This is a genomic window from Brevundimonas sp. (assembly GCF_027487935.1).
GTDB lineage: Bacteria > Pseudomonadota > Alphaproteobacteria > Caulobacterales > Caulobacteraceae > Brevundimonas.
Map to the genome: position 1 here is coordinate 1 of NZ_JAIYCP010000031.1, position 20,677 is coordinate 20,677.

General features: G+C 65.8%; 20 protein-coding genes and 1 rRNA gene. 13 read left to right on the plus strand and 8 right to left on the minus strand.

Translation table 11 applies throughout. The features are described 5' to 3' along the window. The 8 genes from Q0053_RS11675 to Q0053_RS11710 all read left to right on the plus strand — a co-directional run. Window positions 1-120: flagellin (locus Q0053_RS11675; RefSeq protein WP_298100371.1), on the plus strand; the 120-nt coding region annotated here is incomplete at its 5' end. Between the two features lie 110 nt (window positions 121-230). Next, the gene (locus Q0053_RS11680; RefSeq protein WP_298100334.1) at window positions 231-497 is read left to right on the plus strand and encodes a hypothetical protein; all 267 of its coding nucleotides are present in this window, start codon (window positions 231-233) and stop codon (window positions 495-497) included. Between the two features lie 116 nt (window positions 498-613). Beyond that, window positions 614-1,438: a flagellin gene (locus Q0053_RS11685; RefSeq protein WP_298100335.1), complete on the plus strand. Its 825-nt coding sequence runs from the start codon at window positions 614-616 to the stop codon at window positions 1,436-1,438. A 249-nt stretch (window positions 1,439-1,687) separates the two neighbouring features. Then, window positions 1,688-4,396: a transcriptional regulator gene (locus tag Q0053_RS11690; RefSeq protein WP_298100337.1), complete on the plus strand. Its 2,709-nt coding sequence runs from the start codon at window positions 1,688-1,690 to the stop codon at window positions 4,394-4,396. A 76-nt stretch (window positions 4,397-4,472) separates the two neighbouring features. Further along, complete coding sequence (locus Q0053_RS11695) at window positions 4,473-5,138, plus strand: hypothetical protein (protein WP_298100339.1); 666 nt, start codon at window positions 4,473-4,475, stop codon at window positions 5,136-5,138. Beyond that, window positions 5,138-5,587, plus strand: coding sequence for a hypothetical protein (locus Q0053_RS11700; protein WP_298100341.1), 450 nt, complete (start codon window positions 5,138-5,140; stop codon window positions 5,585-5,587). The genes Q0053_RS11695 and Q0053_RS11700 overlap by 1 nt, the downstream gene beginning before the upstream one ends. A gap of 150 nt (window positions 5,588-5,737) precedes the next feature. After that, window positions 5,738-6,217: a single-stranded DNA-binding protein gene (ssb, locus tag Q0053_RS11705; RefSeq protein WP_298100343.1), complete on the plus strand. Its 480-nt coding sequence runs from the start codon at window positions 5,738-5,740 to the stop codon at window positions 6,215-6,217. 77 nt (window positions 6,218-6,294) lie between these two features. After that, the gene (locus Q0053_RS11710; protein ID WP_298100345.1) at window positions 6,295-7,200 is read left to right on the plus strand and encodes a DMT family transporter; all 906 of its coding nucleotides are present in this window, start codon (window positions 6,295-6,297) and stop codon (window positions 7,198-7,200) included. A gap of 62 nt (window positions 7,201-7,262) precedes the next feature. Here Q0053_RS11710 and Q0053_RS11715 read toward each other — a convergent pair whose 3' ends face one another. The 3 genes from Q0053_RS11715 to Q0053_RS11725 form a co-directional block, all read right to left on the minus strand. Then, window positions 7,263-7,826, minus strand: a complete 564-nt coding sequence (locus tag Q0053_RS11715) for a DUF3035 domain-containing protein (RefSeq protein ID WP_298100347.1) — start codon at window positions 7,824-7,826, stop codon at window positions 7,263-7,265. Window positions 7,827-7,890: 64 nt separating this feature from the next. After that, window positions 7,891-8,421: a signal peptidase II gene (lspA, locus tag Q0053_RS11720; RefSeq protein ID WP_298100349.1), complete on the minus strand. Its 531-nt coding sequence runs from the start codon at window positions 8,419-8,421 to the stop codon at window positions 7,891-7,893. A gap of 155 nt (window positions 8,422-8,576) precedes the next feature. After that, a complete protein-coding gene (locus Q0053_RS11725; RefSeq protein WP_298100351.1) occupies window positions 8,577-9,356 on the minus strand; it encodes a PhoH family protein in 780 nt (259 codons plus the stop codon). A gap of 340 nt (window positions 9,357-9,696) precedes the next feature. On the opposite strand from Q0053_RS11725, the gene Q0053_RS11730 reads away from it, so the two are divergent. Further along, window positions 9,697-10,221: a gamma carbonic anhydrase family protein gene (locus Q0053_RS11730; RefSeq protein ID WP_298100353.1), complete on the plus strand. Its 525-nt coding sequence runs from the start codon at window positions 9,697-9,699 to the stop codon at window positions 10,219-10,221. Between the two features lie 9 nt (window positions 10,222-10,230). Here the strand turns inward: Q0053_RS11730 and Q0053_RS11735 are convergent, their stop codons facing one another. Further along, window positions 10,231-10,770, minus strand: coding sequence for a PAS domain-containing protein (locus Q0053_RS11735; RefSeq protein ID WP_298100355.1), 540 nt, complete (start codon window positions 10,768-10,770; stop codon window positions 10,231-10,233). A 174-nt stretch (window positions 10,771-10,944) separates the two neighbouring features. Here Q0053_RS11735 and Q0053_RS11740 point away from each other — a divergent pair, with 174 nt between their 5' ends. Next, window positions 10,945-11,814 carry a hypothetical protein gene (locus Q0053_RS11740; protein ID WP_298100357.1) on the plus strand — a complete coding sequence of 290 codons (870 nt, stop codon included), beginning with the start codon at window positions 10,945-10,947 and terminating at the stop codon, window positions 11,812-11,814. A gap of 132 nt (window positions 11,815-11,946) precedes the next feature. On the opposite strand, the gene Q0053_RS11745 is transcribed toward Q0053_RS11740, so the two are convergent. The 4 genes from Q0053_RS11745 to hfaA form a co-directional block, all read right to left on the minus strand. Continuing rightward, the gene (locus Q0053_RS11745) at window positions 11,947-14,814 is read right to left on the minus strand and encodes a pitrilysin family protein (protein WP_298100359.1); all 2,868 of its coding nucleotides are present in this window, start codon (window positions 14,812-14,814) and stop codon (window positions 11,947-11,949) included. 139 nt (window positions 14,815-14,953) lie between these two features. Further along, on the minus strand, window positions 14,954-16,210 hold the full coding sequence (gene hfaD, locus Q0053_RS11750; protein WP_298100361.1) for a holdfast anchor protein HfaD: 1,257 nt from the start codon (window positions 16,208-16,210) through the stop codon (window positions 14,954-14,956). Beyond that, window positions 16,137-17,153, minus strand: coding sequence for a holdfast anchoring protein HfaB (gene hfaB / locus Q0053_RS11755; RefSeq protein ID WP_298100363.1), 1,017 nt, complete (start codon window positions 17,151-17,153; stop codon window positions 16,137-16,139). The genes hfaD and hfaB overlap by 74 nt, the downstream gene beginning before the upstream one ends. Next, complete coding sequence (gene hfaA, locus Q0053_RS11760) at window positions 17,150-17,590, minus strand: holdfast anchoring protein HfaA (RefSeq protein WP_298100365.1); 441 nt, start codon at window positions 17,588-17,590, stop codon at window positions 17,150-17,152. The genes hfaB and hfaA overlap by 4 nt, the downstream gene beginning before the upstream one ends. Before the next feature lie 206 nt (window positions 17,591-17,796). Between hfaA and Q0053_RS11765 the strand changes: the two genes are divergently transcribed. From Q0053_RS11765 to Q0053_RS11775, 3 genes are all read left to right on the plus strand, one after another. Continuing rightward, a complete protein-coding gene (locus Q0053_RS11765) occupies window positions 17,797-18,405 on the plus strand; it encodes a rhomboid family intramembrane serine protease (protein WP_298100367.1) in 609 nt (202 codons plus the stop codon). A 47-nt stretch (window positions 18,406-18,452) separates the two neighbouring features. Next, a complete protein-coding gene (locus Q0053_RS11770) occupies window positions 18,453-18,878 on the plus strand; it encodes a CBS domain-containing protein (RefSeq protein ID WP_298100369.1) in 426 nt (141 codons plus the stop codon). A gap of 839 nt (window positions 18,879-19,717) precedes the next feature. Continuing rightward, window positions 19,718-20,677, plus strand: a 16S ribosomal RNA gene (locus Q0053_RS11775); the annotation flags it as partial.

A 20,677-nucleotide genomic window follows, 5' to 3' on the forward strand; every position in this document is an offset into this window, starting at 1 on the left:
GCCGATCTGGCCAAGGAAAGCGCCCGCCTGACGGCCCTGCAGACCAAGCAGCAGCTTGGTGTCCAGGCCCTGGGCATCGCCAACCAGTCGAGCTCCATCCTGCTCGGCCTGTTCCGCTAACGTCATGGGAAGGAGGTGGAGCCATGAGCGGCTCCGCCTCCGCCTCCTGTGAAACCCATGGAGGCGCCGGCCACTGGGCCGACGACAGATAGATGAGTGTAGATATGAACATGAAGGCTTCCCCGGTGCCCGCCGTGGAGCCAATCCAGCCCCCGGTCGTGCCGGAGCCGCCCGAGATCGAAAAGGTCAAGGGTGTAGAACCCACCGCGCGCTACCGGTTGGTGATCGAGAAGGGGGCCGTCCCCGGAGCCTTTGTCTACAAGACCCTGAATCCGGAAACCGGCGAGGTCGTTCGGCAGTTGCCGCGTGAAGACGTCGCGCGCCTGAAGGATCAACCCGAATACGGCCCGGGCAAGGTGATCGACACCATCGCCTGAAGCCTCTGAAACACCAAACCGCCGCCGGGCCGCACGCGCGCCCGGCTACAAGTCGTTAACCATACGCTCACGACTCGCCTAATAACCTGTCCCTGAACGAAGCCGGGGCCGAAGCCATGTCGACAAGCGTCCACTCCAACGCCGCCGCACAGATCGCGTTGCAGAACCTCAACCAGATCAATGACCGACTGACCGGGACCCAGAACCGGATCAGCACGGGCCTGAAGGTGGGTGGGGCCAAGGACAACTCCGCCGTCTGGGCCATAGCCCAGAACCAGCGCGCCGATCTGGGTGCCCTCGGGGCGGTCAGAACCAGCCTCGACCGCGCAACCTCACTGGCCGATGTGTCCCTGGCCGCCGGCGAATCAATCTCTGATCTGATCATCCAGATGCGCCAGAAGGCGGTGGCTGCATCGGACGTGTCGCAGTCGGCCGAGTCGCGGGCGGCCTATAATGACGATTTCCAGGCCCTCGTTCGCTCCGTCCAGCAGTTCGCCGACAGCGCCTCGTTCGACGGGGTCAATCTTCTTGATGATTCGCTGACGGGACCGCTGGACTTCCTGGCCAGTATCGACACGACCGATACGATCTCGATCGACCCGCAGGACATGACCAGTGCCGGCCTCGGACTGGCCCCGCTCGCCCTTCTGACCCAGGCCGGCGCAGCCGCCGCCCTCACAGCGATTGATACGGCGCTGACGAACGTCAACTCTGCACTGGCGGCGCTCGGTTCCCAGGCCAAACAGATCGAGACCCACAACAAATTCGTCTCGAAACTGGCAGACTCGCTCGAGACCGGCATCGGCAAACTGGTCGACGCGGATCTGGCCAAGGAAAGCGCACGCCTTCAGGCCCTGCAGGTGCAGCAGCAACTGGGCACCCAGGCGCTGTCGATCGCCAACCAGGCGCCGCAGATGATCCTGTCCCTGTTCCGGAACTAGGCCGCCCGACGCACGCCTGCGTGGCCGATCCGGGTTGCGGCGCGCCGTCGCTGGATGCGCAGACCGTAAAGAGACAGTAGTAAATTCAAGGCATTGACGAAGGCGTTCTTCAAGGCGTCCTCCTCATCCATCGCGCCAGCATCAGGCGGACTCTGATTGTTCCTTGAGTCGCACGGGAAGTCGCTCCGGAACCGGACGTTAAGTGGTCGTTACGGTTGAGCCGCGATAATGGGCCGCGGGAGCTCTGGCGTGATCAACAACAGCTATCTACTCGGTCTGTACGGAGGCTCGGCGGGCAATACGGCCACGACCGGGGGGCAGGCTGCTGCGCCGCGGGTGAGGACCCAGCCGACGCCGCCCTGGGAAGCCAGTGCCAAGGCCCCGAAGCCGGATGTGGCGGTGCGGGCGGCGCTTTCCGCACGCCAGCTGGTGAACCCTGATGCAAGCCGTTCGGACCTGCCGGGCGCGTCCCCCGACTATCGCAAACTGTTCGCCCTCTATCAGGGACTGACCTCCCTGACCGCCCTCGCCACGCGGATTGACGCCAAGGGTATCACCCAGGGCGAGGTCACGCGGATCCGCGAGCGCTTTGCGAGCGGTGTCGCTGAAGTCGGCGACTTTGTGCGGACGGCCGGGTTCGAGGATATCCGGATGGTCCACGGCGTGTCGTCAACGAGCGCAAAGACCTCGGCCGGTGTGGCGCGGGATGCGACCCGGATCGTGACCCGGCCGATTCACGAGGGCGATCCGGCCTTGTCCGCGCCTGCCCTTGAAGGGCCGGTCGTGTTCGACATCACCATCGGTTCCGTCGCCGGCAACGTCACGGTCCCGATCGACCTTGCCGGCATGGGGGCCCAGACCCGATCGCTCGACAATGTCATCTCCTTTGTGAATACCAAATTGAGCGATGCCGGGGTCGCGACGCGGCTGGGCCGCGAGCAGGTCAATGGCGCACCCCGGACCATCCAGCTCGGCACCAAGACGATCACCCTGCCGACCGCGGCGGACAAGTGGGCCCTGGTCCTGCAAGGCTCGAGCGCCGAAACGGTTCGCTTCGCGACAACGCAGACGTCCGACGCCGTCTATGTTGTTCAGGCTTCCGGCACAGCGGGCGGAAACGAGCTGCTGAAATTCCAGAGCGACGGCGGTACGGCCCCGGAGCCCTTGCAGCCGTCCGGGCAGACCGGCTGGGTCGCCGGGCGGGCCTCGCAGACGGCTCTGCCCAAGGGCGTGGAGACGGTCCGGGCCAGCGCGGTTGCGGCGGACGGGTCCTTGTGGCTCGTCGCGGATATTGAAGCCGCACCGGGCTCACAACCGCTTAAGGGTGAGCGCGATGTGGCGCTCATGAAGCTTGATCCCACGGGTCGGGTCGTGGCCACACGGATGCTGGGGGCCTCGGACACAGCCAGCGGCTATGCGATCTCCATCGCCGCTGACGGGCGCGTGGCGGTTGCGGGTTCGGTGACGGGGGAGCTCGAACCGGGCGTCCGGATCGCCGACGCCAGCCTGTCCGACAGTTTCGTCACTGTTTTTGATGGAGCCGGAGAGGAGTTGTGGACCCAGCGGCGCGGTGCCCGCGCGGCGGACGAGGCCACGGCGGTTTCCTTCGGTGCCGACGGCAGGGTCTATGTCGCGGGGCGTGCCCGATCTGCGATGCCCGGGGCCTCGGGGCTTGGGGCCTGGGACGGATATCTGCAGGGCTTTTCGGCCACCCAGGCGCACAGCCTGGCCCCCTTCAAGGCCGCCGCAGTGTCGGTCAGCCAGTTCGGAACCAGCGGCGACGACAGTATCAGGGCCATGACCGTCGAGGGTTCGTCAATCTATACGGCCGGGGTCGAGAGCGGCCGGGTCGTCGTGCGTCGCTTCACCCCGGACGCCAACGGTGCGCCGACCCTGTCCGCGACGAGGGACCTGGGCGCAGCCAGCGGTGATGTGACCGGGATCGCCGTGAGCGGCGGCCGGGTCGTCCTGACCGGCACAACACGGAATCAGGCCCTGGATGTCGCGACGGTGACCAACGCCCATTCGGGCAGTTCCGATGCCTATGTCGCGTCGCTTGGGGCTGACCTTTCCCCCGCAGCCGGAGACCGGTTGACCTATATCGGCGGTGCGGGCGACAGCAGTGTTGCGGACATGAAGGTGCATGGCGGCAAGGTCTGGATCACCGGCCTCGCCGATCGTGCGGTCGGGGCCGCCAAGGATGTTCCCAGGGAGGGTTATCTGACCCGGCTCGACCCGTTGACGGGCGCGGTGGAATGGACCCGGACCTGGCCGGGAGCAGACCAGCAGGCCTCGCCCCTGAGCCTGGCCGTCGCGAGCGGGGGTGCCAGTGTGCTGGACCGGCTGGGGCTGCCACAGGGGCTGGTTTCCATGGGTGATTCCAAGGCCCTGACGGCTGCGACCGCCCTGCGGCCCGGTGATCGCTTTTATGTATCGTCTGCCGAGGGCAGCCGGCCTCGGGCCGTCTCGATCGCGGCCGATGACACCCTGCAGACCCTGGCGCGCAAGATCGAGCAGGCCTCCTCCGGCCAGTTGAGGGTCACGGTCGTGACCGATCCGCTCAAGGCCGGGGAAGTCGAGGCCCTGAGCAGCGCCCGCATGCAGCGGCTGTCGATCGCACCCCGGGAGGGAAGAGCCGGTGCCATCCTGACCGCTGGAGAGGCCGGCCGGGACGCCTTGGCCGCTCTCGGCCTGTCGCCCGGGATCGTTGCTCCCAAGGCGGCCGCCGGCGAGATCAAGACCTTTGCCATGGCCCTGCCCGAGACCCTGTCACTGACCGGCAAGGACCAGATCAGGTCCACAGTCGAGGCCCTGAGGGCCGCCGTCAGGGTGGTCAGGGACGCGTACAAGTCGCTCGCGCCGGGTGCCTCGCGGCCCCCGGTCACGGGACCGGCCCCCGCCTATATGACCGCCCAGCTCGCCAACTACCAGGCCGCGCTTTCCCGACTCACGGGCTAGGTCGCCGGGCAACGAAGATCGTTGACGCCGTAGCCCCGGGCAGGGTTATTGGAGGCCTCATCCCCGCGAGCCATTCATGCCCCAGGACAATCGAGTTCTCATCGCCATCGGTGCCGGCCTGGCGGTCGTCGCGGCCATAGTGATCGCGCTGATCTTCAATGCCGGCAGGGCACCGAATCCGGCTCCCCCGCCCGCGGCCCAGGGCGGTTTGACGGTCGATGTGGCCGATGCACCTGAACTGAACACCACGCGCGAACTGCGCTGTTTCGTCGACGGCCAGTACATCGGCCTGGCGACCCTGTCGGACTGCGCCCGGCGCAATGGGGTGGCGACGGACGCACTGGACGTCGGCATCGATGAGACCGGAGCCCTTGCGGCCGCGCCGACCGCCGCCTTCGCCCCGCCGCCCGTTGCCCCGCCGATCGAACTGACCGAGGCGGAGCAGCCGCCGGTCACGGACCAGCAACCGGCTGAGCCGGCGGTCCAGGCCGCAACCGGGTCTGCCTGTCTGCGCCACACCGGGTCAGACTGGCGGTCGCTGTCGTCCAATATGAGCCTGAATGCCTGTGTGCAGGCGCTCTACTCCGGCACCTGCGTACGGCCGGGCGAGGCGCTCTATGGCCGTTGGGGCGATACGACCCTCAGGCTTGTGCCTCGTCGGGTCGAGCAATCGTCCGACAACAGCCGGTTCCGGACACTCGCCGACCAGGACCGCAGCTGCACTTTCCCGGGGCTACGCTGATGAAACACGCCGCATTGATGGTGATGGGCGCGGGCGCGCTGGCGCTCGCAGCCTGCGAAAAGGCCGTGGAGGCACCGTTCGACCGTGGTGTCTGCTATGCGGTCGAAACCGGCGCCGAGGGCGAGCCGCCGAGGTTCAACAAGGTGGCCGATAATCAGCCGCAGATCGAGTTCTGCGCCGCGCGGCTGGAAGAAGTCCGCCTGCGCTTCCTGCGCATGGGGGGATCGCGGCAGGAGATTACGGGCTCCTATCAGGGCCAGTTCATCTTCATCGACCGCGGTGGCGTATGGATCTCCAGGACACTTGACGGTGGCCGGTTCAACTTCATGGCCCGCACCGGCGACGGTCGGCTGGCGATGCCCGGTGCGATCCAGCGGGCCATCGACGGCACCCCGATCGCCGTGTCGTCCAACCGCGAGCCGGACCCGACCGCGCCACCGCCGCTCTAGACGAAACAGAACAAACGTGGAACAAGCAATCTGTGGATTGCGCCACAAAGCGGGCGCGCGCCTGTCGAAAGCGCGCTAGGCCCGGACAACAGGCAATCGGCTCCGAACAGCGCGAAGCGCGGCGGGCCAGAACGAAGAAGGAGCTCGGCGATGGCGGGCAGCGTCAACAAGGTCATTCTGGTCGGCAACCTGGGCAAGGACCCGGAGATCCGCACGCTCAACTCGGGCGAGCGGGTGGCCAACCTGTCCCTCGCGACCTCGGAACAGTGGCGCGACAAGGCCACCGGCGAGCGCAAGGAAAAGACCGAGTGGCACCGGGTGGTCATCTTCAACGAGAACATCGTCAAGGTGGCCGAGAACTATCTGAAGAAGGGCTCGACGGTTTACATCGAGGGCTCGCTCCAGACCCGCAAATACGAACAGGCCGGGGTCGAGAAATACACCACCGAGATCGTGCTGCAGAAATTCCGCGGCGAGCTGACCATGCTGGGCGGCCGCAGCGACAGCGCCGGCGGTGGATCGTCGCGCGGCGGGGACGACGACTATTCCTCGGGCTTCTCCACCGGCGGGGCCAACAAGCCCAGTGGTCCCAAGGAAAGCTACGACCTGAACGACGACATTCCGTTCTAGGCGCGCGCCACAGTCGGAAATGCAAAGTGTCGGCTTGCGTCCTCGCGTGCAGCGAGCGCGCGCGTTAAGTCGGGCATGTGATCACCCCTGACAAGCCGCACAGCCCGCTCTCGCCCGTCGAGATCCTTGCCATCATCGCGGTGGTGGTGATCTGGGGGGTTAACAATGCGGCGGCGAAATTCGGCACCGAGACCCTGCCGCCGCTGCTGATGGCGGCCTTGAGGTTTGCCCTTGCGGCGGCCTGTTTGATCCCGTTCGTGCGTCCGCCCTTTCCGAACTGGAAGAGCCTGCTGATCATCGTCGGTCTTGGCGGACCGATCCACTATGGCCTCATCTATCTGGCCTTCTGGCTGGCGCATGACGTCAGTCCGGTTTCGGTGGCGGCCCAGCTCTGGATTCCGTTTACAGCCCTGTTCGCCTTCCTGATGCTGGGCGAGCGGCTGTCGCGGTTCGCGCTGGCCGGCATGGTCGTGGCCTTTCTCGGGGTCGCCTGGATGACGCTGGACCCCCATGCCATCGCGGACTGGAAGGCCATTCTGGCTGGCATCGGTGCAGCCTGCGCCTGGGCCCTGACCACCGTGGTGGCAAGGCGGACGACCTCGATACCCCCATTGAAGATGCAGGGCCTGTTGTCGCTGGTCGCCCTGCCGTCTCTCGCCTTCGCCTCAGCCCTGTTCGAGCGGGGGCAGTGGGAAGCTGTGCAGCAGGCCGACGCCCTTGTCTGGGCCTGTGTGCTCTGGGCCGGGCTGGTGTCGTCGGTGCTGGCGACAACCCTGTTGTTCTGGCTGGTTCAGAAACGCGAGGCGGGCCGGGTCACGCCCTATCTGCTGGCCACGCCGGTGGTCTCCATCCTGATCGGATGGGGCCTCATGGGCGATGTGCTGACGCCGCAGATTCTGGTCGGTGCCGCCTTGACCATGGGCGGGGTGGCGATTGTCGCCCTGGCCGAGCGGGGGCTGAGGGCGGGTGCCGCCAAGGCCTGATCCCGCATCAAAAAGGCCCGGCTGCTCTCGCAACCGGGCCCTGTTGAGGATGTCTCCGGGACCTAAAGGCCGGGGAGCTTGAACACTGTATCCCGGCGCGGTGCGATCGAGATGCCGGTACGGCCTCCGGTCAGGGCCTGCAAACGGGCGTATTCGCTCGCCGCGTCGACGCTGACGGCACCTTCTGAGGTCTGCAGGGTCGTCGGGGCCTGGGTCGCGGCGTCGTCACGACGCCAGAACATGATGCGGTTGGCCCAGCCTTCTTCCTTGTGGGCCAGGTCGCCGAATTCATCGTCCACGACATAGCGGGCGAGGGGATCGGCGCGATCGCCGCCGGCCAGGGTCACCAGCTGCTGCTCGCCTTCCGACCGGGTCACAGCCTGACGCTGGCCCAGAAGGATCTGGCGGGCGGCGGATTCCGGTGCGAGCTCCTGCGGACGCGGCTGACCGGGTGCGGGCGGACGCAGGCCGTATTCCGGCGGGACGGTCAGGGGGGCGGTCGAAACGGTCAGAAACTCGTCCGGTGTGATCCTGTCGAGGCCGACGCCCGAGCGCACACTGGAGCAGGCGCCCAGGGCCAGGAGCGACGTGGTCAGGGTCAGAACGGCAACGGTATGAAGACGCATGGTTGATGTCTCGGAGCGGGGCGCAGGAACGGGCGCGCGCACAAACCCTACTGGAAGCGGCTGATTACGACTTTTCGGCGGCGAGGCCAACCTTGGCCTCCTGCTCCGCGTGGATGCTGTCGAGGATCAACAGGACGACGCCGATGCAGATCGCACTGTCTGCGATGTTGAAAACCCATGGGAAATTGATCTTCATCGACCCGAGGAAGACATGGACACCGGATATGTCGAGAAAATCGACGACATAGCCGAAGCGAAGGCGGTCGATCACATTGCCGAGCGCGCCGCCCATGATGAGGCCGATGGCGGTGATCAGCAGGCGACGGTCCGCCTTCAGTGCCCACCAGCCAAGAACGCCGGCGACCGCGATCGAGAAGGCGCTGAGCATCCACCGCGCCGAGCCGTCGCCGAACAGGCCGAAGCTGACGCCGCGGTTCTCGACCCAGGTCAGGTTGAACAGGGGGGGCAGAACCTGGATGTGCCCAATCTCGCGCAGGTCGAGGCCACTCATGATCCAGGCCTTGGTCAGCTGGTCGAGCAGAATCACGATCAGGGCGAAGCCATAGGCGGCGTAGGCGATGCGGGGGATTTTCATTCGGGTCGCTGAAATGTGAAGCGAAACCGGTTAGCAGCCCCTGCGCCGCGCGCGAAGGGGCAATCGTGTCGCGGAAAAGCGAAGGTGCCCACAGCCAAGGAAAAGGCCGCCGCCGTGAATCCGGCGACGGCCTGATCTGTCGGAGCCGGCCGGCGTCAGAGGACGCCGATCATCGAAGCGACCAGCGGGTGACGGACGATGTCGCCCTCGGCCAGCTTGACCACGGCAATGTCCGGCACCGGTGCCAGTCGCTCGGCGATGTCGCTCAGGCCGGAGATTCCGGGCAGCAGGTCGGACTGCTGCGGGTCGCCGGTGACCACCATGGTCGAGTGCCAGCCCAGGCGGGTCAGCAGCATCTTGAGCTGCACATAGGTGCAGTTCTGGGCCTCATCGACGACGATGAAGGCGTTGTTCAGGGTGCGCCCGCGCATATAGCCGATGGGGGCGATCTCGATCAGGCCCTCGGCCATCAGCGCCTTGACCCGCTTCATGCTCAGGCGATCGGAGAGGGCGTCGTAGAGGGGGCGAAGGTAGGGGGCGAGCTTGTCTTCCATATCGCCGGGCAGGAAGCCGATGGATTCACCGGCCTCGACGGCGGGGCGCGACAGGACGATGCGACCGATCTTGCCGGCTTCCAGTGCCTCGACCGCCTTGGCGACCGCGAGATAGGTCTTGCCGGTGCCTGCCGGACCGAGCGCCAGCACGAGATTGTGGTGGTCAATCGCCGCCATCAGTTCGGCCTGGCCGTCGGACTTGGGCTTCAGGGTCTTCAGATAGGCCTGGTCCCGATCATCGTTCGAGGGGTAGGGCGACCAGCCGGCGTGGGTCGGAAGGCGGCGGACCTTGGAATCCTCCATGAACTGACGAGTATCGAGCACACCGTGTTCACGGGATGTCTCGCGGGTCTGACGCTTGATGGCCGCACGCTTGGTCATGGACGCCTCCGGGGCATGGAAGGCGGCGATGCAGAAACTGCGTCGCCGCAGGGCATGAAAAAAGGCGATGCCGGAAAAGCATCGCCTCGAACGAGGGTGGGGAAGAGGGGAGCAGGGGACGAAACGCATCCGCCCGGGTCGGAAGCAGGATCCACTTCCAGCGGAAACATCCGCCGAACCGAGCGCACCACGCACAATCCCCAAGGTCTGACCGGACCGGGCTTGATCCGGCTACTGATCCGGGGCCGAAATGAGGGCCTCGAATCGCATCTACAATATGAGCCTATCGTGGTTTACGAGAGCTTAAAGCCCTCGATTTTCAAGAAATGGCGGTGTTCTGATGAATGTTTACAGTCTCGGCGACAAGAAACCCCAGCTTCCGCCGGAGGGCGAATACTGGCTGGCACCGAATGCAACGCTGGTAGGAGATGTGATTCTCAAACCCGGCGCCAGTGTCTGGTTCGGGGCGGTGGTGCGAGGCGATAACGACCCCATCACCATCGGGCGGGACACCAACATCCAGGACGGCAGCGTGTTGCATTCCGATCCCGGTGAGCCCCTGACGATCGGCGACGGCGTCACCGTCGGCCATATGGTCATGCTCCACAGCTGCGAGATCGGCGACAATACCCTGATCGGCATCGGCGCGGTGGTGCTGGGCAGGGCAAGGATCGGCAAGAACTGTCTGATTGGGGCCAATACCCTGATTACAGAGGGAAAGGTCATTCCAGACGGCTCGCTGGTCATGGGCCAGCCGGGCAAGGTGGTGCGGGAACTCCAGCCGGGCCAGATCGAGGCGCTGAAGGCCTCCGCCGCCCACTATGTGCAGAACTGGCGGCGATACGCGCGGGATCTCCAGGGCTGAACGGAGGGTTCAGGCGATCCGGCGGCCTCCGACGGCGGCGAGCGCGAGGGCCGGGCGGGACGGTTCGCCCACGCCGATGGAGACGCGGGCGGTGAGCAGGCGGGGCTCCTCGGATGTGAGGCTGAGGGTGGCGGTCGGCACATAGAGGCCCAGAATACGATCCACGGCACCCGACGGTCCGCGCAACGGGACCAGGACAATCTCGATCTGGGCCGAAAGGAAACCGGCCAGGGCAGCGATCACAACCGGGCGGGCCTCGCGCACCGTCTGGGTCAGGGCCGCAGCGACCAGCGGCCTCGAAGCGGTGCGCCAGACCGACAGCAGGGGGCGGTCCTTCAGGGATTCCGCGTGGAAGTCTTCAATCCATGAGCCGGCAAGGCGGATGACCGCATCCTCTCCGCTCCGGGCGGCCATGAAGGTGCGCGGCAGGCGCGTGCCCAGCAGATGCGGCTCAAGGGCGGCGCGATCCGGAATCCCTGCGCGCGCATGGCCCTGGCGGGACAGGCCGGTCCAATGGTCGATCAGGAACTGTGTGTCGGGATGAAACAATGGACTGGCCTCTGGACGGGCCGACGCAAGCCCCGGACCGGTGGCCGTGATCCGATCGGGCACAAGGCAACGGAAACGAAATGCTTTTGCGGTTCAGATGATCGCTGAAGCGAACGGCGCCCGACGCGGTTTGCATGGATTTTGACGGGAGGTCGGCCCATGCGGGTGCGGATCATGACATGGCTGCCGGCGCTGGCGGGCTTCCTCGCCCTGACGCTGGTCGCTGATGAGGCGGCGGCACAGTGCGGCCCCGTCTGCCCGCCGCCACCGCCGCCCTGCTGCGAACCGCCGCCCCCGCCCCCGCCGCCGCCACCCCCTCCGCCGGCCTGCTGCGAAAGTCCGCCTCCGCCTCCGTGTTGCGGCGGCGGCGGCAATTTGAACGTCAATGTCAATGTGAACGCCAACGCCAACGCCAACGGCAACGCCGTGGCGAGGGCAGGGCTGAACGCCCGGGCCGGGGGCAATGTCTATGTGGGTGGTGGGGGTGCCGCCTATGTGACGGTCGACCAGCCCTATCCGACCACAATCAATGGCCTGATGGTCGAGGGCGAGCGGGTGCGTCAGGTCATTCGCGTGCCCTATGAGGCGCGACGGCGTCAGGAGAAGCGGGTCGTGATCCGTGCCTTCTGCATCGACGACCGCAATGTGCCGCATCCGGCGTCCCAGGTAAGACCCGACCGGGAGGTGGACGGCGACTATGAGGGCGAGCTGTACCGCTGCCTGGCCGGCACCTGGCTGCAGATTACCTGGGCCGAATACACGGGCGACGTCGATTTCGGCCATGGCGAGACGATGGACTGCCGCAAGGGCGAGGCCCTGTGGCATGGCCGCGGCGGTGTCGTCGAATGCAAGCCGCAGCGCGCCGAACGCGAGTGCAACGAACGCTCGCTGCTGCGTCGCTACGGCGCCGGCGTGAAGATCCTGACCTGGGTCCGCGAGGAGACCTACACGGAATACCGCGAGGAAGTGGTCGAGCAGGCCGGCTATGTCGTGCAGGGTGCGACCCTGACCCTGGATGGCGGGGTCGGCGGCCGGGTTTTCTGACGCGGGCCTGAACACCGGCGTTCAGCCGCCCGTCAGGCGGGGCGGTCCAGAGTGGAACCGTCGGCTCAGCCGACGATCCTGAGAAGCAAACTGGCCCCGATCCGCAAGGACCGGGGCCATTTTTTCGTTTGCCTACTGGGCTGCGGCCGGGGCGGCCGGGGCGGCGGGATTGTCGGAGATCGACACGCCGCGCCAGGCCGTGTCGGCCCGCAGATACTGACGGGCCGCCCGCTGGATGTCGGCCACGGTGATGGCCTCCAGATCGGAGACGTGGGTCAGGATCTGGTCGACGTCGGCCGGATTGGCGGCCACGCCGGACAGCTGGCCCAGCCAGTACTCATTTCCGGCCTGGCTGCGCTTCAGACGTTCCACCTCGGGCAGGCGGGCGCGGTTGAGCTCGTCCTCGGTGATCGGCGTATCCCGGAGGGAGGCCACAATGGCGTTCACGGCGTCATAGAAGGCCGTGAACGATTCCGGGCGGGTCAGGGCCTGGACGAAGATCGAGCCGTAGCCGGTGAAGGTGTCGGACGAGCTGGCGCCGACGCCCGGCGAATAGGCGATGGCCAGTCGTTCACGGATCTCTTCCGTGGCGCGCAGGCCCATGACCTCGCCGAGGATCTGGATCGTCCGGGCCTCGGTCCGATCGATGACCGCGTCGGTGGTCGGCCAGGCGATATAGGCCAGGCCCTGCTCACCCGGACCGGTGTGTTTGAGGACGACCGGCTCGGCCGTGCCGGCCGGGAAGCGCCGGACTGTTGCACCCGTTGCAGGCTGGGGCGCAGGCGCACGGGCGGGCAGGGCCCCGAAGGTCCCGGCGACGGCGGCGATCGCGTCGTCAACCGTGACGTCGCCGACCATGGTCACGTCGATCGGACCGGCGGCCAGACCGGCGGTCACGCCGCTGCGCAGCTCGTCGATCGTCCAGGATGCGACTTCTGCTGCCGTCGGAAGCGCTTCGCGCTTGTCGCCGCTGGCGAGCAGCTCGGCAGACTGCATGGCGAAGGCTCCGCCCGGCGTGGCCATCTGCTGGGCGATGATCTGCGGGAACAGGGCCTGGATCTGCTGGAAGGGCGCGGGGCGCAGGCCGGGGTCGGTGAGATAGGCGGCCAGCACCTGCATCTGCAGGTTCAGGTCCTGCGGCCGCGTTGCGCCCGACAGCTGCCAGGCATCGCCGTCGGCGCTGAAGCCGACGCTGTAGATACGGCCGCTGAGGACGCGGTTGAGCTCATCCGCCGTCAGCTTGCCGAGGCCACCGGCCTGGAACACGAAGCCGCCGAAAGCCAGTGGCGTCGAGCGATCGGTCGGCAGGGACAGTTCGCCGAGGCCCGTCCGGACACTGACCAGGATCTGCTCATCGCGGAAGGTGGTCGGCTTGACCGTCAGGCGGACGCCGTTCGGGAAGGTGACGACCGTGGCCCCGACAGCGGCCAGCTCGGTCCGGCTCGTCGGTGCGGTCGCGGTGCCGAAGTTCGCGTAGGGCCAGTCAAGCTGCGCCTGGGCGGCCGGGGGCGCGACGGGCACCTGTCGCGAGGCCTGGAGCGCGGCGGTGACGGCATCCGCGCCGCCTTCGATCTCGACCGGGGTGATGACCAGAATCACCGGGCCCTGGCCCTCGAAGACGGGTGGCAGGACGCTGTTCACCTGGGCCGCCGTCAGACCCTCGACCGCCTGGTTGAACAGGGCGAGGTTGGTCGCCGGGGTCGTGAAAACGGTCTCATTGTTGGCGGCGTTCAGCAGGCCATTCACCAGACCGGGCGTGGTGCGGGTTGCGGCCGCATTGGCGGCGTTCTCGAGTGCCGTGCGCGCATCCGTGATCTCGCGTTGCAGCTCGGCCTCCGAAACGCCGAACTGCACCAGACGGCGCTGTTCCTGCTCGATCGTCTCAAGCGCGCGCTGCCAGCCGCCGGGATTGAAGCTGGCGCTGATGCCGCCGATTTCCAGGCTGTCGACCACGGTCGAGCTGTCCGCGCCGGCGCCGATGAAGGGGGCGTTCTCCTGACGGGAAATCTCGCCGAGCCGGCGGTTCAGAACCGCCAGACCCAGGTTGCGTATCCGGTTCGCGCGGCGCTCGGCGATCGTGTCCGGGTCCAGATCGGGCGCGCGGACCCAGTTCAGCTGGATGGAGGACTGGATGCCGGGTTCGACGAGAATGCTGGTCTGGGGGCCGCGCGGCTGGACGGTGCCGAGGTCCGGTTCCGGACCCTCGGCGCCCTTCGGCTGCCAGCTTTCGAAAGCTGCGCGGATCTTGGCCTCCATCACATCGACGTCAAAGTCGCCGACGGCGATGAAGGTGGCCCGGTTCGGACGGTAATAGGCGTGGTAGAATTCGACGAACCGCTCGCGTGGGGCGGTGCGAATGATGTTGAGATCACCGATCGGGAAGCGGTTGGACAGGCGCTGGCCGGGAGCCAGCAGGGCCAGCTGGGCCTTGGCGGAGCGCAGCCCCGGCGTGTTTCGGGTGCGTTCCTCGCCCTCGATGACGCCGCGTTCCGCGTCCAGGGCGGCGGGGTCCATCAGCGCTTCGGAGACCTGTTCGCGCATGATGCGCAGGGCCGCATCGACCGTTTCGTCGTTCGTGCGCGGCAGTTCCAGCTGGTAGAAGGTCTGGTCGAAGCCGGTCGCGGCATTGGTGTCGGCGCCGAAGGCCAGGCCCAGACGCTCGAGGATACGCAGCAGCTCGTTCTCGGGGATGTTGGTCGTCCCGTTGAAGGCCATGTGCTCCATGAAGTGGGCCAGCCCCAGCTGGTCCTCATTCTCCATCAGCGAGCCGGCATCGATGCGCAGGCGCAGGGACGCCTGCCCGGGCGGGGTCGCATTGCGCATGACCGCATACTGCATGCCATTGGGAAGGACACCGAAGCGGACATTGGTATCGGCCGGGATGTCGCTGGACGCCTGCGCCCACGGATCGGACGGCTGGACCTGTGCGAGTGCGGGTGCGGCGGCGGTCAGGACGGCGACAGAGGCCGCAGCAAGCAGGAACAGACGGGCAGAACGCATTCTCGATCTCTTTCCGAAAGGCGCGGGAATCCCCGTATCCGGAGCCGCGCAGGACAAAAGGAAGGACCGCGATACTGCTATCGCCGACGCCCGACGCAACTGGTGAGCGATCGGGCGTAAAGGCTCAAGTTACTGAATGTTAATTTCCGGGCCGGGAGACGTAGAAGCTGGCGGCGTTGCCGACCGCATTGGCACCCGTGATCACCGAACGGTTCGAACCTGTGACGGTGGTATTGGCGACCGCCGAGACATTGCCTGTGTTGGTCTGGGTGTTGGCGGCTTCCAGATAGCCGTCGCATTGCGAACAGGCGTAGCCGGTGACGCTGTTGCCGACCGCGTCGGCCCCGACCGAGACGTCATAGCCGTTCGTGCCGGAGAAGGTGGCGACGACATCGACGCCGCCCGTGTTGAACTGGGTGTTGTCGATCTCGACATAGATGTCGTTGTTGCCGACCGTGAGATCATTGGCCGCACCGCGCGCATAGGCCTCGGCCCGGCCGTAGTCATAGGCGGTGGTCAGGGCCGAGGCGCGGACGAAGCTGGAGTTGCGCTGATCCGACGCCGTCACGACCGCGCCGCCCTCATTGTAGAGCACGGCCTGGTTGGCCGTGGCGCGGGCGCGGGCTGCCAGGTCCCAGGCATTGCCGGCGTTGGCGCTGGCCTCGGATTCGATGAAGCTGCCGAACGAGCGCTGCGCGATGCTGAGGTCCTGGCCCGAGGAATTGTCGCTGTTGACCGCGATGGCGTTGACGATGGCCTGGCTGGTCACGCTGGCCTCGGCCGGGATGTACTGGCTCTCGATCCGGCCGAAGGACCGGACGAGGGCGGATGAGGACTGGTTGATCGTCCCGCTGACAAGCGAGGTCTGGCCGTAGACGGCCACGGTGTTCGAGATGGCCGAGGCCCCGACGGCACCGCCGGCGTGCAGGCGGGCGTTGCTGTCGCCGACTTCCGTGGTGGCGCTGATCAGGCCGTTGTCGGTGGTCTGGGTCGCATCGAGCGTCAGGTTTGCACCATAGGCGCTGACCGCCAAATAGTTGCCGCCGGCCTGGGTCGTGGCGTTGACCACACCATCCGTGTCGCCGCTCAGAGTGATGTCCGTGGTCGCGACGGCGTCGCCCTGCATGGTCTGGTCGGACTGGATGATGATCGAGCCGTTGTAGACCGCGCCCGAGGCACTGTTGCCCAGGGCCGAGCCCTGGACCGTCACCTGATCCCCGGAATCGACGACGTTCAGCGTCTGGCCGGCGAAGACGTCGCCCAGTTGCAGTTGCTGGTTCAGGACGATCGTGCCGTCCTGAGGTGGGTTCCGGGCGGCAGCCTCAGTAACGGCTGCGGCGCACAGCATCGTCGCGGCGATCGTGCCAGCGAGACGGATCCGCGCGGGTTTCGCCATTGTTCGTGTCCGTGTTGGGGTAGGCGGGATAGTAGCCGCCGGTTGGGCCGACGGTGCTGCCGAGGGGGTCGGGGCCGGCGTTCAGGCAGACCTCCGGCCCCGGTGCGCCATAGAGATTGGCCATGAACTCGACGGTCGCGCGTTCGATCAGGGCGCGTACAGCCAGCTGGACGGGCTCAAGCCCTCCGTCCCCGGCCGAAATGTCGAAGACATTGCCATCGAGGAAGTCAAAGACGCCGGCGGATATCTCACGGCCGATGATCTGCTTCTGATAGGAGACGACATCGACCACCTCGAACGTCGTGGTCTGGATCAGCCTGAGGTCGATGCCGATGTTCATGACATAGGCCTTGCCCGCGAAGGCCGTCGACAGGGGCGCGTCGCTGTTGACCTGGCCTGCCGCCATGTCGAAGCCACCCGAGCGGATGTTGTAGTTTACCTCGGTGATGCCGCCGATGATGTAGAAGTCCGTGCCGGGCACCGAACCGGCGAGGATGCGGCGATACTGGACATCCTCGGCACCGCCGGGGCCATCATCGCCGATCAGCCGGTTGTTGGCATAGCGCAGCTCCATCTCGGAGACAGAGGTGTCATAGCGTTCGATCATGCGCGCCCCGGCCTTGGCCAGGGCGGTCATGGCCATCAGGGAGGCCCCGCCGGTGACCTGACGGCCGCCGTCGGCCGAGACTGTGCCGGTGTAGTCCGAGATGCGGCCCACGGCGATGCGCGGGGAGGGCAGGTTATAGCGTCGGGCGTAGTCCGCCATGCAGTAGAGGGCGGCGGAGTAGGGCGTCGGATTGGCCGTGACCGGCGCATTGCCGATGGGCGTGGCGTAGAGGCCCTGGGGGCTGGCCGAGGCCGAGATACAGCCGCTCAGTAGCGCGGCCGTGGCGCAGGCGACCCCGGCCGTTCTCAGACGCCGTGAAACCGAACCAGCGATCATGGAAGCCTCAGTGTGCCGTTCAGGCTGGTTCCGGCGGTTACGGCGCCGTTGTTGACCTGGGTCGAGTTGACGATGACCGTATTGTGGTTGCCCTGGACCACGACGTTCAGGCTGTTGCCGATGGCGGTCGAGCCCCCGATGGCGGTTCCGCCGTTTCCGCCGGCGCCGGAAAAGCTGGAGGAGACCCCGCCGCTGGCGCTGGACCAAGTACCGGCACCGGCCCGAATGATGCCGTCAACGATCAGCCGGTTGCCGTTGGTGTCCCGTGTCGAGCCGGTCTGGGGGCGGGCGGTGGCATAGCGCGCGCCGCCATAGCCGGCCGTATAGGCCCCCATGCCCGACGATCCCGCCGACTGCGCCGCGGATACGGCAGGCATCGCCAGCGTTCCGACAACGATGGCAAGGAGGGCTGCAAAGGGCTTGGTCTGGACGATCATGACAGGCAACTTCGCGCAAACATGGTTTACAGGCCGTCAAGGACCCTGTGTGCCAATCTGGGTCATGGTTGTTAAGAAGCACTTGCCATGAAGACGTTTGCCACCAGACCGGGCGATCGTAACCCGCGACGGAGACCGACCTGACCCAACCGCCCACCGAACGAATTCTGAATGCGCCGGCCGTTGCGGTGCTGCTCGCCGGTTCGATGCCGGTCCTTTTCCTGATCCAGGAAGGGCTGCCTGACGCGGGCCTGTCCCTGGCCTTCCGGCCGTCGTCGCTCTGGACAGGGCAGTGGTGGCCGGGGCTGCTGACCTCGATGTTCGTGCATGGGGGCTGGGCCCATGTCGGGATGAATGCCGTCGCGGCCCTCGCTTTCGGGCCGCCGGTCGCCAGACTCATGGGCGGTTCGAAGGGCGTCGCAGGCTTTCTCCTTTTCTATATAGTGTGCGGCGTGGTCGCCACGGCCGGTTACGGCCTGATCCATCCTGACAGCTACGATTCGCTGGTCGGGGCGTCCGGCGCGGTCTTCGGCCTCATGGGGGCCGCGCTCAGGCTGCTGGGACGCAGGGATCGGGGGCCGGGTTCCCTGGGTGACCGGCGCTTTCTCTTGTCCGGTGCGGTGATCATGGGGGTCAATGCCGTCGCCGGTCTGGTGGGACTGGCTCCGGGGATGGAGGGTGCCGAGGTGGCCTGGGAGGCGCACGCCTTCGGATTTGTATGCGGAGCCCTGTTGATAGGCCCGTGGACCCGGGTGTTCGGATCCCGACGCGAGCCATTTGCTTCCCCGCCCGATCTGCGCGACCCTGACCTCTGAAGCGGGCCGTCCGCGGCCGCGCTCTTTATAGAGAGGGAGGAGCCGCTATGCTGGTCGCCGAAATTCTCAAGAACAAGGGCGATGCCGTCTTCGCCATCGGGCCGGACCTGCCCCTGACGGACGCCTGTCACGAACTGGACCGTTGGCGCGTCGGGGCCCTGGTGGTCTGTGAGCATGACAAGGTCGTCGGCGTCCTGTCCGAACGGGATGTGGTCAGGGCTGTGGCGCGCGACGGACAGCCGGCGCTGGGCCGACCCGTTTCCGACTATATGACGCGCAACGTCATCTTCGCCGCCCCGGGAGAGACCGTGGCGGTTCTGATGGGGCGGATGACAGACCGGCGTATCCGGCACCTGCCGGTGCTCCGCGACGGCCGCCTGGCGGGGGTGATCTCCATTGGCGATGTGGTCAAATGCCAGATCGCCGAGGCCGCCCGGGAAGCGGAATCCCTCAGGACCTATATCGCGGGCTGAGGCCGGGCAGGGCGGTCGGCGCGCCGCCCCCGGTGAGCGGCCTCGCTACAGCGACCGGGACTCCGCGAGAAAGTTCGTGAAACCGACGGAATCCGGTTGCGGACAAAACCCTCGCTGCGTATATCGCCGCCTCGCCCGGAAACGGGCCGGACGCCGGGGCCGGGGAGACGAAAGCCTCCACGGATCCGCAGGAAGAAAGTCGCGAAAGCGGGTTGCTTCCTTAAGAGTGTTCGGTTAGGTTCCGCGCTCCAATCGAATCGTCGGTAACGAAACAGAGGCAAGCCTCTCGGGCTTTCCAGACGGTTTTTTGCGGCCTGAAGTCCCCGGATTTCGTTCGTCGCGAAATGGCTGAAAAGCCCGGTTGACACGGAGAATGGCTCTCTCTAGACAGCCGCCTCCGCCGCCCTCCGGGGCGGGTCCGCTGACAAGGGTTGTTCTTTAAAAAGAACGACTTGACGCGGGAAACCGAGACGCTAACCAGCGCCTCCCTCGCTTTCGGGCGGGACTAATGGAAAGAGGATGTTCTTCGGAATATCCGCTTGACACGGAATAGCGAGGCGACTACATCGCCGCCTCCGCCTTTACCGGGCGTTAAACGGTGGGGCCGGGAAACCGGCTTCGTTGGTCTTTGAAATCGTTGATCTGGAAAGAGAAACGCAGGCGGCGGTGTCCTAGCGATAGTCCTTCGGGACTGTCTATCGACACTGACATCTGCGGTCTTTTTGAAAAGACACCATGACGTCGCTCTTCGGAGAGACGTTCGTGGGATCTCGTCAATAATACGTAGAACTAATGCCAAATCGGATCTCGATCCGATCTGCTTAGGTCAGAAGTCAACTCAACCTGAGAGTTTGATCCTGGCTCAGAGCGAACGCTGGCGGCAGGCCTAACACATGCAAGTCGAACGGACCCTTCGGGGTTAGTGGCGGACGGGTGAGTAACACGTGGGAACGTGCCTTTAGGTTCGGAATAGCTCCTGGAAACGGGTGGTAATGCCGAATGTGCCCTTCGGGGGAAAGATTTATCGCCTTTAGAGCGGCCCGCGTCTGATTAGCTAGTTGGTGGGGTAATGGCCCACCAAGGCTACGATCAGTAGCTGGTCTGAGAGGATGACCAGCCACATTGGGACTGAGACACGGCCCAAACTCCTACGGGAGGCAGCAGTGGGGAATCTTGCGCAATGGGCGAAAGCCTGACGCAGCCATGCCGCGTGTATGATGAAGGTCTTAGGATTGTAAAATACTTTCACCGGTGAAGATAATGACTGTAGCCGGAGAAGAAGCCCCGGCTAACTTCGTGCCAGCAGCCGCGGTAATACGAAGGGGGCTAGCGTTGCTCGGAATTACTGGGCGTAAAGGGAGCGTAGGCGGACATTTAAGTCAGAGGTGAAATCCCGGAGCTTAACTTCGGAACTGCCTTTGATACTGGATGTCTTGAGTGTGAGAGAGGTATGTGGAACTCCGAGTGTAGAGGTGAAATTCGTAGATATTCGGAAGAACACCAGTGGCGAAGGCGACATACTGGCTCATTACTGACGCTGAGGCTCGAAAGCGTGGGGAGCAAACAGGATTAGATACCCTGGTAGTCCACGCCGTAAACGATGATTGCTAGTTGTCGGGAAGCTTGCTTCTCGGTGACGCAGCTAACGCATTAAGCAATCCGCCTGGGGAGTACGGTCGCAAGATTAAAACTCAAAGGAATTGACGGGGGCCCGCACAAGCGGTGGAGCATGTGGTTTAATTCGAAGCAACGCGCAGAACCTTACCTACCCTTGACATCCCGGTTTCGGTATCCAGAGA